This window comes from Formosa sp. F44 (assembly GCF_056238645.1).
On the sequence record NZ_JBWDLJ010000004.1, the window covers coordinates 203,514 to 218,614 of the forward strand.

A 15,101-nucleotide genomic window follows, 5' to 3' on the forward strand; every position below is an offset into this window, starting at 1 on the left:
TTAACCTATAGATTTGTTTCAGATATAATTAAACATATTATAAATAGAGATAAATTATGAAGAAAATAATCTTAGGAGTTGCCTTTTTAGGCTTAGTAGGTGTGTCATGTTCTAGTGACGATGATAATTCTAATATCATCACTACACCAGATAGTTCGTTTACAGTAACTATAGAAAATATTGCGCCAATCCAGGCATTTTTAAAATCTGGAGTATTTAATACCCCTGCAGGAGATTCTAGTCCAGGACCTGCAACCCCAGGAAAAAAATACGAATTTACTATAGATGCCGGTAGAAGTCAGCACCTATCCTTCGTAACCATGCTAGCCGCAACTAATGATGCCTTTTTTGGCCCAGGGAATGATGGTATTGCTTTATACGATGATAATGGAGATCCTATTTCTGGCGATGTTACAGACCAAGTGTATCTTTGGGATGCAGGAACAGAAGTAAATGAAGAGCCTGCTGTAGGACCAAACACAGTAACCAATCAATCCGGCCCAAATACTGGTGTTGTAGAAAATGGAAACGTTTTACTAATGAGTAACGTTACTAACGGAGAAGCTTTCAATTTTCCAGAAGTTAACGAAATCATTAATGTTACTGTAAACCATATCGAGGGCACCCAATTTTTAATTAGTATTGAAGATTTAGCCGATGCTACATTATCTACAAGCTTAGGAGATAGAGTTGCACCACTCTCTCCAGGTGTTTATGTGGTTCATGGAGGTGAAAATCCTTTATTTACTGAAGGCGAACCAGATTTAGGACAAGGGATTGAAAATATTGCTGAAGATGGCGATGTTACTAATTTAGGAACTTATACGGCAGAACATACAGGTGTAACGTATCCAGCATCTCCAGGTGTTTGGGTTGTACATAATGATGGAACCAAACCGTTGTTTACAGAAGGTGCAGTAGATTATGGTAACGGTGTAGAAGCCATAGCCGAAGACGGAAATACAGCTTTGTTAGGAGCAAATATTTTAAGTTTAGAAGGTGTTACAGAAGGAGCTATTTTTAATACTCCTGTAGGGAATAGTAGTCCTGGACCAATTTTACCAGGAAGTTCGTATTCATTTACTTTTGAAGCTCAAGTAGGCGATCATTTATCTTTTGTAAATATGTTAGCAGCTACAAACGATGTGTTTTTTGGAACAACCGATGCCGGTATTGCACTTTTTAATTCTAATGGAGATGCTGTTAGCGGTGATGTAACAAGTAGTATTTATTTATGGGATGCCGGAACCGAAACAAACGAGGAGCCTGCAATAGGACCAAACACGGTTACAAATCAATTAGATAGTGATACAGGAGTAGCAGAGAATAACGCTGTTATGCTTTTAAGTAATGTTAATGATGGTTATACTTATCCTGCAGTAAATTCAGTTCTTAAAGTTACAATTACAGCGAACTAGTATATATAATAGTATTCAGAATTCTTAATTATTGTAGAATTTTGTCATTAAATTTGAAACGCATCGTCTATTAAAGAGGATGCGTTTCTTTTTTTTAATCAATTTATAATATAGAATGTCAAAATCAAAACACAATAAAATTTCAAATGTCATTTTTGCAGTATTTATCGTATTGCTAATAATTCCTCAGACCAGACAGCCTATACAAGTCTTTCTTCAAAAGGGATTAGCGTTATTTGCTCCTGCTGTAGAAGATAAATCCGATCAAGAACAATTAGATACCTATCAATGGAAATTAACCAATTTAAATGGCGAACCCTACAATTTTACATCGGCTAAAGGTCAAGTTGTACTTATTAATTTTTGGGCTACTTGGTGTCCGCCATGTATAGCAGAGATGCCAAGTTTGGTAAACTTACATAAGGATTATAAAGACGATGTTCAATTTTTGTTTGTTTCGAATGAAGACAAAACTGTTATAAACTCTTTTTTAGAAAAGCGAGAGTTTAATATTCCGGTGCATCAGCCCATTTCAGCAGTTCCACAGGCCTTAAATACATCTTCTATACCTAGAACACTATTAATAGGTAGAGATGGAAGCATAGTGATCGATAAAACCGGAGCATCTAATTGGAATAGTGATACGGTAAGAGAAACTATCGATAAGTTGTTGTTGGAGTAGGTTTCTTAATAACAATATACGCTTCTAGGGTGTGCGAGCGGAGTCGAGAGTAGAAAGATGTAACACCCTTTCTTTTTACATTAACTACAAATTTACATAAATCTGAAATCTCACACCTTTAGGACTTGATGCAATAAAATAGAAGTTATTTAATTATAGCGCATAAAAAAAGGTTAAACATAATGTTTAACCTTTTTTGTTGTGACCGGGCTGGGGCTCGAACCCAGGACCCTCTCCTTAAAAGGGAGATGCTCTACCAACTGAGCTACCAGGTCATTATTTTTGTTTGCGTATTGCGGGTGCAAAGATACTATCTTTTATTAAACTACCAACCTATTTTTAATATAATCGTAAAATTAATGGCTTTTTTAATCTTATAATCATTAAAATAACGATTAATTTTAGGTTAACAAAGCTGATTATAAGTGTGTTATAAATTGTGTTTTTTATCGAAAAAAAATAAAAAATATTTTAAAAAATAATAAAGAGCGTATAATTTAAAAGTGCGCACGAGAAGATTCGAACTTCCACGTCCTTAACGGACACTGGCCCCTCAAGCCAACGCGTCTACCAATTCCGCCACGTGCGCATTATAAAAAGTGAGGTTTAAAAATAAAAAAAGGTTAAACGAATGTGTTTAACCTTTTTTGTTGTGACCGGGCTGGGGCTCGAACCCAGGACCCTCTCCTTAAAAGGGAGATGCTCTACCAACTGAGCTACCAGGTCATTGTTTTTGTTTGCGTATTGCGGGTGCAAATATATCACCTTTATTTAGAAAACCAAGCCTGTTTCTTATTTTTTTTTCGTTTTTTTGCTGTGCAATTACGTATGTTTTTAAGTATCAATAAAAAGCACCTCAAATGAATTTAATTTTAATAGGATATATGGGCTCGGGGAAATCAACTTTAGGTAAAAAGTTGGCCAAAACACTAAATTACCCATTTATAGATTTAGACCATTATATTGAAGAAAAAGAAGAATTATCTATTTCTGAACTTTTTAAAGTTAAAGGGGAAATTTATTTTAGAAAAAAAGAACACGAGTACCTTAAAGAGATTTTAGAGGAACAAAACGATGTGGTGTTAGCTCTAGGAGGTGGCACGCCTTGCTATGCAAATAATATGGATCTTATTAAAGCCGATAGCAAATCCACTTCGATTTACTTTAAAGCGGGAATTAACGAATTGGTGGGACGTTTAAAGCACGAACGTGCCAAACGCCCTTTATTAAATCGTTTTGATACAGACGAAGAATTGGTAGAATTTATTGGGAAACACTTATTTGAGCGCGCTGCATATTATAATCAAGCAGATATTTCTATAAGTGTAGATAAGAAAACGCAGTTTACTATCTTAGATGAGGTTATGACGCATTTAGTCTAAATACGCTTCAAACTGTTTGCTATCAAAATCTACGGTAACATGGTTATTTAAAGATGTAGATAAAGAAATGCCTTTAAAATCGGCTTTAACCGGATATTTCTTATGGTTTCTATTTACTAAAACAGCTGTTTTAAACTGTTTTAAAGGCACATCTAAAAAGAAACGTACACCATAAATTAAAGCAGTTCCCGAGTTTAGAACATCGTCTATTAAAACAATCGACTTATTCTTGTAGTCTTCTACGTCTAAAGAAGTTTTAATATCGTTTCTAGGGTTTTTCTTGTCTATAATTACTTTACAAAGGATAGGTTTTATAGGCGAAATTTTACTTAAAATGGTTTTTAGTTTTTTAGCTAAGATATAGCCGTTACTATCAATACCTGCTAAAATCACTTCCTCTTCATACACGTTACTTTCATAAATCTGATAAGCGATACGCTTAATTTTATGATTGATTTCATCGTGAGTTAAAATAATGTTTTTAGTCGTTTCCATGTGTGCGTTGAAATTTAATCAAAGATAAAGAGAGTTTTTTTATCCCGTTATCATTTTAAGAATTAAATATAGGAGTTAAATGTTAAGCCGGATTAATTGTCTTCTGTAGGTTCTACATTCTGGTCGTCCTGATAATCGTCTATATCTCGACGATCTTTTTTTGTCGGGCGTCCAGTTCCTTTTTTGCGATAATAATCTTTAGCATATTTTAAAAGTTCTTGCGCTGCAAATGCTTCTTTTGGCGTGGTATCTACGCGATAAAGATCGACTAATTTAGCACCAACTCGATTTGGAGGCAAATCGTTAACCTTCAGGCTGTAATTTACTTGGTCTTTACGAACTTCAATTTTATCTTGAGGATATACGTCTCGACTTGGTTTTACTACAGCTCCATTAACTTTTATATGTCCTTTTTTACAGGCTGTTGTCGCGATATTCCTTGTTTTGTAATATCTTACGCACCATAAATATTTATCTATTCGCATACTTTACTTGTGAAAATCATCAATTAACTAATTGTGCAAAATTATATTTAAAATCGTATCTTGCGCCCCAAAAATAAGCAATAATGAAATTAAGAACAGTCACTTTAACTATTTTATTAGCAGCATTGGTTTTCACATGTAAAAATGATGACGACGATGATGAAGTCGTTGTTGTACCAGCTAGAGATAGGACAGAAGTGTATGAGGAAAATAAAGCGGCGATTGATGCTTACTTAGATACTCACTTTTATAATTATGACGAATTTGATTTCGATAACCCGTATAGCGAAGCAAATGATAGTTTCCAGGTGGTTATAGATACTATTGCTGGTGAAAATAGCGATAAAATACCTTTAAGTCAGCGTCCGGAATTAATAGCCAAGCAGGTTGCCGATGCTGAAGAGGAGGATTTAATTTATACCATGTATTACTTAATGGTTCGTGAAGGTGAAGGCGATGTGATTCATTTTACAGATCGAGCATATTTGCAATATACAGGTACTTTATTAGACGGAACTATATTTGATAGTACAGTGACTCCTGTAGGTTTAAATATGTCTACAGTTGGATCTGATTTTGGAGTAGTAGATGGTTTTAGAGAAGGAACAATAGAATTTAAAACATCTGTAAGTAATTCTGAAAATGGAGATGGTACGGTAACTTACCACAAACACGGTATAGGCGCTATTATTATGCCTTCTGGATTAGGATACTATAGTTTAACACTTTCAAAAGTCCCTGCGTATTCTTGCCTTGTTTTTACACTGAGAACGCCAGGTGTTATTTATTTAGATCATGATAGCGATGGTGTATATTCATACTTAGAAGATTTAAATAATAACGGAGATTTTAGTGATGATGATACCGATGGAGACGAAGTGCCAAATATTATTGATATTGATGATGATGGCGATGATGTACCTACTATTTGGGAGGACTTAGACAACGATGGAGATCCTACAAATGATATTGGAGCAAATGGTATTCCTAATTATTTAGATCCGACAGAGACCGCTTCTAATCAGGACGAAGATTAAATAGAAAAAATAAAGAGTATAAAAAATCCGCTTTACGATATCGTAAAGCGGATTTTTTTACGACGTATAAACGGCGTTTAAAGTTTATACGAAATACTTAATATAAGTTGTTCGGGTTTAGAATCTATAGTTACATTCGAACCACTATTTGTTCTAAACTCTAATTCGTATGGATTAAATCCTTGGGCGTATCTTAAATCGATACCAATTCTATTTATATTATAGGCAAAACCAATATTAAAACCTACAGTAATATCTTTACTACTGCGCTCTTCTGCTTTTTTACCGTCTAATTTTGCATTAAGAATATATTGAAAAGAAGGTCCGGCAAATAGGGCTAAAGGGCCATATAATTGTACTCCTAATAGAACGGGAGAATCTACTTTTTGAACTTTAAAATCGTCATCATTATACGACTGATTTGTTTGTGTAAAAAGCACTTCGTGTTTAAGATAGATTTTGGTTCCAAATTTACCAAAAACACCTATATTAAATCCCATGCTTTTGTCGGAGTGGTCTATGTTTTCTCCATTAGTAGACGAATATTTACCACTAGAGCTATAATTTAAACCACCTTTTACACCAAACCCCGTACCCATTTGTGCCGAAGTAAGCTGTATAGTTGCAAAGACAATACAAAGTATTGCCATTATTTTTTTCATAGTATTCCTTTTATAAATATAAACACGAAACTACTAAAAATATTATCTCAGATTGGGGCTTAATCGCGAAGTCGTTATGAATTGATAATTTGGCATTAAATACGCTTCTAAACTATGTAATTGCTACAAATACCTATAAATTAAGCAGACTAAATTAAATTCTAATAGATAAATTTAGAATCAGTTGCTCTGGTCTGGAGTCTACTACCAGCATTACGCCGTTATTATTAAGGAAATTATTCTGATTTGCGCTAAAAGCACCTTCGTACCTCAAATCTATTGCAAAACGTCGTAAGCTAAAAGCAAGACCGACATTGTAACCTGTGGTAATCTCGTTGTAAACATCTTCTGCTTTTTTTCCGTCTAATTTAGAGGATAAATTATATTGAAACGAAGGTCCTGCAAATATACTTAAGGGACCAATAAGGCGAAGTCCCACATTTACAGGTAAATCTATTTGTTGAATTTTAAATTTAGAATCTCCACTATTGCCACTAGAGTATTCACTGCTAGTATTGGTATATAATAACTCAGGTTTAATATAAAACCAGCTACCAAACTTCGCAAAAACACCCAGATTAAAACCAAGGTTTCGATCTGGGTGTGCTATAATATCTCCTGTGTTAGAAATTAGTTTTCCATTCGAGCCATAGTTAAGCCCTCCTTTTATACCGTAACCTGAACCTGATTGTGCCATAGTGAATTGTATAGTTCCAACAAGCACAAAAAGCATTAAGATTAATTTTTTCATAATTTCGTTTTTAATAATAATTATATTAAACGCGAAACTACTAAAATTATTTCCTTTTTATCACGGTTTCGCAAGCCTTAATAATTGCTTCTGCATTTAAACCGTATTTGTCCATTAATTGAGCAGGTGTTCCCGATTCTCCAAACGTATCGTTAGTCCCTACAAATTCTTGTGGTGTAGGTTTGTTAGTTGCTAATACACGTGCAACACTTTCTCCTAAACCGCCCATAATATTATGCTCTTCTGCAGTAACAATACATCCTGTTTTAGAAACAGAATCTATAATAGCTTTAGCATCTAATGGTTTAATTGTATGTATGTCTATCACTTCGGCAGAAATACCTTTTTCGTATAATGCTTTCGATGCTTCTAAAGCTTCCCATACTAAATGTCCGGTGGCTACAATAGTAACATCTGCACCTTCTGTTAATTGAAGTGCTTTTCCAATTTCAAATTTCTGATCTGCAGGTGTGAAAATTGGCACAGACGGACGACCGAAACGTAAGTAAACAGGTCCTTTGTGTTCTGCAATAGCAATAGTTGCCGCTTTAGTCTGGTTGTAATCGCAAGGATTAATAACCGTCATACCAGGTAACATTTTCATTAACCCAATATCTTCAAGTATTTGGTGAGTTGCACCATCTTCACCTAAAGTTAAACCTGCGTGAGAAGCACAAATTTTTACATTCTTATCTGAATATGCAATAGACTGACGAATTTGATCGTAAACACGACCTGTAGAAAAGTTAGCAAATGTTCCTGTAAATGGAATTTTACCACCAATAGTTAATCCGGCAGCAATTCCCATCATGTTTGCTTCAGCAATACCAATTTGAAAAAAACGTTCTGGATTTTCTTTAATAAATTCGTCCATTTTTAATGAACCAATTAAATCAGCACATAAAGCTACAACATTAGGGTTTGTTCTTCCAAGTTCGGCTAATCCGGCTCCAAATCCGCTTCTTGTATCTTTTTTTTCTGTATATGTGTATGTTTTCATTGTCTTTGTAAATTGTGAAGGTTAATAGTCGCCTAAAGTTGCTGGGTTTTGAGCTAATGCATTTTCTAATTGCTCGTCGCTAGGTGCTTTACCATGCCAAGCGTGTGTGTACATCATAAAATCTACACCATTACCCATTACTGTTTTTAATAAAACACAAACTGGTTTTCCTTTTCCTGTTAATGCTTTAGCTTCAGCCATACCTTTTAATATCGCGTCTATATCGTTTCCTTCTTCAATAGTAAGAACGTCCCAACCAAAAGCAACAAATTTAGCTTCGATGCTTCCCATTGGTAAAACGGTATCTGTAGAACCATCAATTTGTTGTCCGTTTAAATCGATTGTAGAAATTAAATTATCTACTTTCTTAGCCGAAGCATACATAATGGCTTCCCAGTTCTGACCTTCTTGTAATTCTCCATCTCCGTGTAATGAGTACACTAAACTAGAATCGTTATTTAATTTTTTTGCTTGAGCAGCTCCAATTGCAACAGACATACCTTGACCTAAAGAACCAGAAGCAATACGCACACCAGGTAAACCTTCGTGAGTAGTTGGGTGTCCTTGTAGTCTAGAATCAATAAGTCTAAATGTGTTTAATTCTTCTACAGGGAAATAACCTGCGTGAGCAAGAACACTGTAAAATACAGGTGAAATATGTCCGTTAGATAAGAAAAATAAATCTTCGTTAAGACCGTCCATGTCAAAACCGTCTTTACGGTCCATGATTTCATTGTATAGGGCTACTAAAAATTCTGCGCATCCTAAAGAACCTCCTGGATGTCCAGAGTTTACCTTATGTACCATGCGTAGAATATCTCTACGAACCTGAGTGGTTAAATCTTGTAATTCTTTTGTGTTAGCCATGTTGTTTTATAACTTAATTTTTAAAGGCTCAAAAATAACCCTTTATGTGTGTTTAACAAATTAATGTTTTAGTAATTTACGTAAAGGTTTACGTTCTTGTCTTTTTATATTTTTTTTAATACCAATATATCACAATGAGTTAATTATCTTTGCGCCCTGAAGAATTTTTGTACATGATATTCGATTTAAAAGCTAAAGACACACAAAGTAATGCCAGAGCTGGAGTAATTACTACAGACCATGGTAAAATAGAAACGCCAATTTTTATGCCTGTAGGGACCGTAGGTTCTGTAAAAGGCGTGCACCAGCGTGAACTTAAAAATGATATAAACCCAGATATTATTCTTGGAAACACCTATCATTTATATTTACGTCCAAAGACCAAAATCCTTGAAAAAGCAGGTGGTTTGCATAAATTTATAAATTGGGATCGTAACATTTTAACCGATTCTGGAGGATACCAAGTGTATTCGTTATCTTCAAATAGAAAGATTAAAGAGGAAGGTGTGAAGTTTAAATCGCATATCGACGGTAGTTACCATGTGTTTACGCCAGAAAATGTAATGGAAATTCAGCGTAGTATTGGAGCCGATATTATTATGGCATTCGACGAATGTACGCCTTACCCTTGCGATTATAACTATGCGAGACGCTCAATGCATATGACGCACCGCTGGTTAGAACGTTGTTTAACGCATTTAGACAAAACACCGTTTACATACGATTATGCACAAACATTCTTCCCAATTGTACAAGGAAGTACATATAAAGATTTACGTAAGCAATCTGCAGAATATATTGCTGGAGTAGGAGCAGAAGGAAACGCTATTGGTGGATTATCGGTAGGAGAACCTGCAGAAGAAATGTATGCCATGACAGAAGTGGTAACCGATATTTTACCATGGGATAAGCCTAGATATTTAATGGGCGTAGGTACACCTATTAATATATTAGAAAATATTGCATTGGGTGTAGATATGTTCGATTGTGTGATGCCAACGCGTAATGCAAGAAACGGAATGTTGTTTACAGCTTACGGTTCTATCAACATAAAAAATAAAAAATGGGAAGACGATTTTTCTCCAATTGATGACATGGGCATCACTTTTGTAGATACAGAATACTCTAAAGCCTATTTAAAACATTTATTTTCTGTAAATGAATTATTAGGAAAGCAAATCGCAACCATTCACAATTTAGGATTCTATATGTGGTTGGTTCGTGAAGCGAGAAAACATATCTTAGCCGGAGACTTTAGAGTTTGGAAAGATATGATGGTTAAACAAATGGATAATAGGCTATAGGCTTGAAGATATTAGACTGGTACATATTAAAACGGTATTTGCTCACATTTTTAATGATGTTGTTGCTCTTTATCCCTATTGGGATTACCGTGAATTTGGCGGAAAAAATTGGTAAAATTTTAGAAAGAGAAGTACCTTTTGGAGAGGTGGCTTTATTCTATTTAGATTTTACCATCTATTTTGCGCACCTATTATTTCCGTTATTCTTATTTCTTTCGGTGATTTGGTTTACCTCCAAATTAGCCAATAATACCGAAGTTATTGCCTTTTTAAGTTCTGGAGTATCATTCTCTAGGTTTTTAAGACCGTATATGATTGGTGCTACTGTTGTGGCCATTATGGCCTTGGTTTTGGGAATGTATTTAGCGCCCCAGGCCAGTAAAGGATTTAATGATTTCGATTATAAATACTTTAAAAACAACAAAAAAGCGGTAGAGACTGGGAGTGTATATAGACAGATAAACGATCATGACTTTATTTATGTGAGTAGTTTTGATGCTAAGAATAAAATGGGGCAAAACTTCTCTTTAGAGCATATTGTAGATAATAAGATGGTCTATAAACTGAGCGCTAGAAACATTCGTTGGATCGAAAAAGACTCGGTGTACCGTATGGTAAACTATGTAAAACGTACTGTTGGTGAAAACGACGATGTTTTTGAAACAGCCCGAAGAAAGGATACTATTTTTAGTTTCGATTTAGTCGATCTTACACCTTTAGAATACATTGCAGAAACCTTAACATATAACGATTTAAACGAATTTATCGAAAAGGAGAAAAAACGTGGTTCTTCCAGTATTGGACGCTACGAATTGGTGAAATTTAGAAAATGGAGTTTACCAGTTTCCGTATATATTTTAACGATTATTGCCGTTGCGGTATCATCGCAAAAACGTCGCGGAGGGATGGGAGTCAATCTGGCATTTGGTGTGAGTATCGCTATGATCTTTGTGTTTTTCGATAAAATATTTGGGGTTATGGCAGAGCAGTCCGATTTTTCTCCATTAATCGCCGTATGGTTTCCTAATCTTATTTTTGGGGTGCTAGCCGCCTACCTTTTATATAATGCGAGACGCTAAATTACTCAATTATCTGCATGTACATCTGTTGGTGTTTATTGCGGGATTCACAGCTATTTTAGGAGAATTAATAACTATAGATGCCATTGCATTGGTATGGTTTCGTATGCTTATGGCAACGGTACTTATGTATGGCTACATATATATTAAGGGAATAAGTATTAAAATTCCGCCTAAAGACATTGCGCGACTATCGGTTGCTGGAATTATAATCGCTTTACACTGGATTACCTTTTTTGCGGCCATAAAAGTGTCTAATATTTCTATTTTACTATCTATGGTGTCTTCAGGTGCATTTTTCGCATCTATTTTAGAACCCATTATACTGAAACGAAAAATTATTAAATACGAAATGGTTTTTGGTTCGCTCGTTATTTTTGGGGTGGTTTTAATCACTCAAAGCGAATTGGAGTATATAGTAGGTATATTATTAGGTATACTTTCTGCCTTTTTAGCGGCTTTGTTTGCAGTTTTAAACGGGAAATATGTGAAGCAGTTTAGGCCTTCAGTCATTTCTATATACGAATTTATTAGTGGTGTAATATTTATTACCATCTTCATCTTAATTTATGGATCTGGATTTAGTCAGGAATTTTTTATTTTAAAAACTTCAGATTGGTGGTATCTGTTTATTTTGGCATCGGTATGTACTGCATATGCATTTATTGCCTCGGTAAAAGTTATGGAGTATATTAGTCCGTATACGGTTATGTTAACCTTTAATTTAGAGCCAGTTTACGGTATTATTTTGGCTGTAATATTGTTCCCGGAAACAGAAAAAATGTCGACTAATTTTTACTATGGTGCGGCTATAATTTTAGGGGCAGTATTGCTCAATGGCATCATAAAAAATTGGAATGCTTTAAAAAGAAAACAGTCTTAACCTATTTTGAACGCTAAAGTTTTTATATTTGTAAGCTAACAAAATTAGAAATCCTTAATTGGTATGGAGTATTTAGAATTCGAACTTCCTATAAAAGAGCTTGAAGAGCAATTAGATAAATGCCAAATAATAGGCAAGGAAAGTGATGTTGATGTAACTGAGACTTGCAAGCAAATCGAGAAGAAGCTTATAGAGACTAAGACAGATATATATAAAAATTTAAGTCCATGGCAACGTGTTATGTTGTCTAGACACCCAAATAGACCGTATACCTTAGATTATATTCATGCACTTTGCGGGGATACGTTTTTAGAGCTTCATGGCGATAGAAATGTAAAAGACGATAAAGCTATGATTGGTGGTTTGGGTAAAATTGGCGATCAGAGTTATATGTTTATTGGTCAGCAAAAAGGGTATAACACCAAAACTAGACAATTGCGAAATTTCGGAATGTCTAATCCTGAAGGTTATCGTAAAGCCTTGCGCTTAATGAAATCTGCCGAGAAATTTGGAATACCTGTTGTAACGCTTATAGACACTCCGGGTGCTTATCCTGGATTAGAAGCCGAAGAACGCGGACAAGGAGAAGCTATAGCAAGAAACATTCTTGAAATGACACGCTTAAAAGTGCCAATAATTACGGTTATTATTGGAGAAGGTGCTTCTGGTGGTGCTTTAGGTATTGGAGTAGGAGACCGTGTATTGATGTTAGAAAACACCTGGTATTCGGTAATTTCTCCAGAATCATGTTCATCTATTTTATGGCGCAGTTGGGAATATAAAGAACAAGCAGCCGAAGCTTTAAAGTTAACCGCTTCGGATATGAAAAAACAGAAGTTGGTAGATCAAATTGTAAAAGAACCTTTAGGAGGTGCACATACAGATCGTAAAGCAACCTTTGCTATTGTAAAAGATGTTATCGAGAAATCTTATGGTGAACTTAAAAACTTATCACCAAAAGAATTAGTGAAAAAACGTATGACAAAATATGAAAATATGGGTGTATTTAAAGACTAAACCTTTGATACCCTCACATATAAAACCTGAAGTTGAAAAACTTCAGGTTTTTTTATGGTTATTAACAATTTTTGTAAGTTATTAACAGTTAGAATGTTGAAGAAAGGTTAACATCAACAGTTAAAAATCATATTATAATAGCATCATTTTAGTTACTTTCGCAGTTATGAAACAACCGAATCAATTACAAGGCTACAAGGTCGACAAAAGCACTTTAATCAATTTAGAACGCGGTAAAATTCCGCCTCAAGCTACTGATTTAGAAGAGGTTGTGTTGGGTGCAATGATGATTGATAAAAAAGGTGTAGATGAGGTTATCGATATCTTAAGCTCCGATGCTTTCTATAAAGATTCGCATAGACACATTTTCGACGCCATATTTCAGCTGTTTGAAAATAGTGAACCAATCGACTTATTAACCGTTTCTACCCAATTAAAGAAGAATGGAAAGTTAGATGCTTCAGGAGGTGATTTTTACCTGATATCATTGACTCAAAAAGTGTCATCTTCGGCACATATCGAGTTTCATGCGCGTATTATTCTTCAGAAATTTATTCAGCGTAGTTTAATCAAGATTTCTTCAGAAATTATTGAAGAAGCCTACGATGAAACCAAGGATGTTTTCGATTTATTAGATGCGGCCGAAACCAAATTATACGAAGTTACCCAAGGGAACATCAAAAAATCGAGTGAAACTGCTCAAGACTTGGTTATTCAAGCTAAGAAGAAAATTGAAGAAATATCTAATAAAGAAGGATTAAGTGGTATTCCTACCGGATTCGATAAGCTAGATAAATTAACTTCGGGATGGCAACCTTCCGATTTAATTATTGTAGCCGCTCGTCCAGGGATGGGAAAAACAGCATTAACCTTATCTATGGCGCGTAACATTGCCGTAGACCAAAATATACCAGTGGCCTTTTTCTCTTTAGAGATGGCATCTGTACAGTTAATTATGCGTTTAATTTCGTCTGAAACGGGATTATCTTCAGAGAAATTAAGAACAGGAAAATTAGAAAAACACGAGTGGGAACAGTTAAATGTAAAAGTAAAAGGACTTGAAAAAGCACCTCTTTTTATAGATGATACGCCTTCGCTTTCTATATTCGATTTACGTGCAAAAGCCAGACGTTTATCGTCGCAACACGGTATTAAATTAATCATGATTGACTACTTGCAGTTAATGACAGGTGGGCCAAGCCATGGTGGAAACCGTGAACAAGAGATCTCGATGATTTCTCGAAACTTAAAGGCTTTAGCAAAAGAATTAATGGTGCCTGTAATTGCACTGTCTCAGTTATCGCGTGCGGTTGAAACGCGTGGAGGTTCTAAACGTCCTTTACTTTCCGACCTTCGTGAATCTGGTGCGATCGAGCAGGATGCCGATATTGTATCGTTTATCTACCGTCCGGAATACTATAAAATTGAAGAATGGGATGATGACGAGCGTTCTCCAACCGAAGGACAAGCGGAATTTATTATCGCAAAACACAGGAATGGTGGTTTAGAAAATATCCGTCTGAAGTTCTTAGGACATTTAGGTAAGTTCGACAACTTAGACGATTTTGATTCGCCTTACGAATTCCATAGTAAAATGAATACAAATCCAAATGAAAATGCAGCAGCAGGTGGTTTTAGTTCTGGAAGTAGTTTCCCTACACCAACCGATGCCTTTGGAAGTGCCATGAACGAAGACGACGATAACGACGTGCCGTTCTAAGCATTTTAGACCATATATTAGAAACCATGAAAGTTGCTTTTAAAGTGATTTTCATGGTTTTTTGCTTGATACACCGAGGTTATAGTTAGAATGTTACGAAATGAAATCTGGTATATATGCAGGTGAAACGGTTTTCAGATTTAAGTTTCGGGCTTCTACGTACTTTTAAAAGCTGGAGAAGCTAATTCATCTCAGAATTAATTGGGCATGGAAACATTAACATCTAATCTTTTATTAAAGTGTTTTAAAGCACATTAAAAATTAAGTATCTTTCAACTTCAATATTTACCTCAAAACTATTTTGAAACGCATTCTATTT

The 15,101-nt window shown here is 35.1% G+C and carries 15 protein-coding genes and 3 tRNA genes; 9 read left to right on the top strand and 9 right to left on the bottom strand.

The window, feature by feature from the left end:
• Positions 1-56 precede the first annotated feature (56 nt).
• Together AC0UBM_RS13650 and AC0UBM_RS13655 are read left to right on the top strand one after the other, a co-directional pair.
• Positions 57-1,418, top strand: coding sequence for a spondin domain-containing protein (locus tag AC0UBM_RS13650; RefSeq protein ID WP_475688964.1), 1,362 nt, complete (start codon positions 57-59; stop codon positions 1,416-1,418).
• A gap of 115 nt (positions 1,419-1,533) precedes the next feature.
• Positions 1,534-2,100 (top strand): TlpA family protein disulfide reductase, encoded by a 567-nt coding sequence (locus AC0UBM_RS13655; RefSeq protein ID WP_475688965.1) that lies wholly within the window; start codon positions 1,534-1,536, stop codon positions 2,098-2,100.
• A 202-nt stretch (positions 2,101-2,302) separates the two neighbouring features.
• On the opposite strand, the gene AC0UBM_RS13660 is transcribed toward AC0UBM_RS13655, so the two are convergent.
• The 3 genes from AC0UBM_RS13660 to AC0UBM_RS13670 form a co-directional block, all read right to left on the bottom strand.
• Positions 2,303-2,375: transfer RNA gene (locus tag AC0UBM_RS13660), tRNA-Lys, on the bottom strand.
• A gap of 229 nt (positions 2,376-2,604) precedes the next feature.
• Positions 2,605-2,689: transfer RNA gene (locus tag AC0UBM_RS13665), tRNA-Leu, on the bottom strand.
• A gap of 64 nt (positions 2,690-2,753) precedes the next feature.
• Positions 2,754-2,826, bottom strand: a tRNA-Lys gene (locus AC0UBM_RS13670).
• 134 nt (positions 2,827-2,960) lie between these two features.
• Here AC0UBM_RS13670 and AC0UBM_RS13675 point away from each other — a divergent pair.
• Entirely contained in the window at positions 2,961-3,482 is a 522-nt protein-coding gene (locus tag AC0UBM_RS13675; RefSeq protein ID WP_434035406.1) for a shikimate kinase, read from the top strand.
• On the opposite strand, the gene AC0UBM_RS13680 is transcribed toward AC0UBM_RS13675, so the two are convergent.
• Both AC0UBM_RS13680 and AC0UBM_RS13685 read right to left on the bottom strand, forming a co-directional pair.
• Positions 3,474-3,977 carry a phosphoribosyltransferase family protein gene (locus AC0UBM_RS13680; RefSeq protein ID WP_414037177.1) on the bottom strand — a complete coding sequence of 168 codons (504 nt, stop codon included), beginning with the start codon at positions 3,975-3,977 and terminating at the stop codon, positions 3,474-3,476. The two genes, AC0UBM_RS13675 and AC0UBM_RS13680, sit on opposite strands and share 9 nt — an antisense overlap.
• 92 nt (positions 3,978-4,069) lie before the next feature.
• On the bottom strand, positions 4,070-4,462 hold the full coding sequence (locus AC0UBM_RS13685; protein WP_414037176.1) for an RNA-binding S4 domain-containing protein: 393 nt from the start codon (positions 4,460-4,462) through the stop codon (positions 4,070-4,072).
• An 83-nt stretch (positions 4,463-4,545) separates the two neighbouring features.
• On the opposite strand from AC0UBM_RS13685, the gene AC0UBM_RS13690 reads away from it, so the two are divergent.
• A complete protein-coding gene (locus AC0UBM_RS13690; RefSeq protein WP_475688966.1) occupies positions 4,546-5,499 on the top strand; it encodes an FKBP-type peptidyl-prolyl cis-trans isomerase in 954 nt (317 codons plus the stop codon).
• Positions 5,500-5,576: 77 nt separating this feature from the next.
• Here AC0UBM_RS13690 and AC0UBM_RS13695 read toward each other — a convergent pair whose 3' ends face one another.
• The 4 genes from AC0UBM_RS13695 to AC0UBM_RS13710 all read right to left on the bottom strand — a co-directional run bounded on the left by AC0UBM_RS13695 (position 5,577) and on the right by AC0UBM_RS13710 (position 8,779).
• Positions 5,577-6,161 (bottom strand): outer membrane beta-barrel protein, encoded by a 585-nt coding sequence (locus AC0UBM_RS13695; RefSeq protein ID WP_414037174.1) that lies wholly within the window; start codon positions 6,159-6,161, stop codon positions 5,577-5,579.
• A 154-nt stretch (positions 6,162-6,315) separates the two neighbouring features.
• A complete protein-coding gene (locus AC0UBM_RS13700; RefSeq protein WP_475688967.1) occupies positions 6,316-6,912 on the bottom strand; it encodes an outer membrane beta-barrel protein in 597 nt (198 codons plus the stop codon).
• A 46-nt stretch (positions 6,913-6,958) separates the two neighbouring features.
• A complete protein-coding gene (locus tag AC0UBM_RS13705; RefSeq protein ID WP_414037172.1) occupies positions 6,959-7,912 on the bottom strand; it encodes a transketolase family protein in 954 nt (317 codons plus the stop codon).
• Positions 7,913-7,933: 21 nt separating this feature from the next.
• A complete protein-coding gene (locus tag AC0UBM_RS13710; protein WP_414037171.1) occupies positions 7,934-8,779 on the bottom strand; it encodes a transketolase in 846 nt (281 codons plus the stop codon).
• Positions 8,780-8,952: 173 nt separating this feature from the next.
• On the opposite strand from AC0UBM_RS13710, the gene tgt reads away from it, so the two are divergent.
• From tgt to dnaB, 5 genes are all read left to right on the top strand, one after another.
• Positions 8,953-10,083, top strand: a complete 1,131-nt coding sequence (gene tgt, locus AC0UBM_RS13715; RefSeq protein ID WP_038527959.1) for a tRNA guanosine(34) transglycosylase Tgt — start codon at positions 8,953-8,955, stop codon at positions 10,081-10,083.
• 2 nt (positions 10,084-10,085) lie between these two features.
• Entirely contained in the window at positions 10,086-11,162 is a 1,077-nt protein-coding gene (locus AC0UBM_RS13720; protein WP_414037170.1) for an LptF/LptG family permease, read from the top strand.
• Positions 11,149-12,045, top strand: coding sequence for a DMT family transporter (locus tag AC0UBM_RS13725; protein ID WP_475688968.1), 897 nt, complete (start codon positions 11,149-11,151; stop codon positions 12,043-12,045). The genes AC0UBM_RS13720 and AC0UBM_RS13725 overlap by 14 nt, the downstream gene beginning before the upstream one ends.
• Before the next feature lie 63 nt (positions 12,046-12,108).
• A complete protein-coding gene (locus AC0UBM_RS13730) occupies positions 12,109-13,062 on the top strand; it encodes an acetyl-CoA carboxylase carboxyltransferase subunit alpha (RefSeq protein ID WP_414037168.1) in 954 nt (317 codons plus the stop codon).
• A 166-nt stretch (positions 13,063-13,228) separates the two neighbouring features.
• A complete protein-coding gene (gene dnaB, locus AC0UBM_RS13735; protein WP_414037167.1) occupies positions 13,229-14,782 on the top strand; it encodes a replicative DNA helicase in 1,554 nt (517 codons plus the stop codon).
• Positions 14,783-15,101 lie beyond the last annotated feature (319 nt).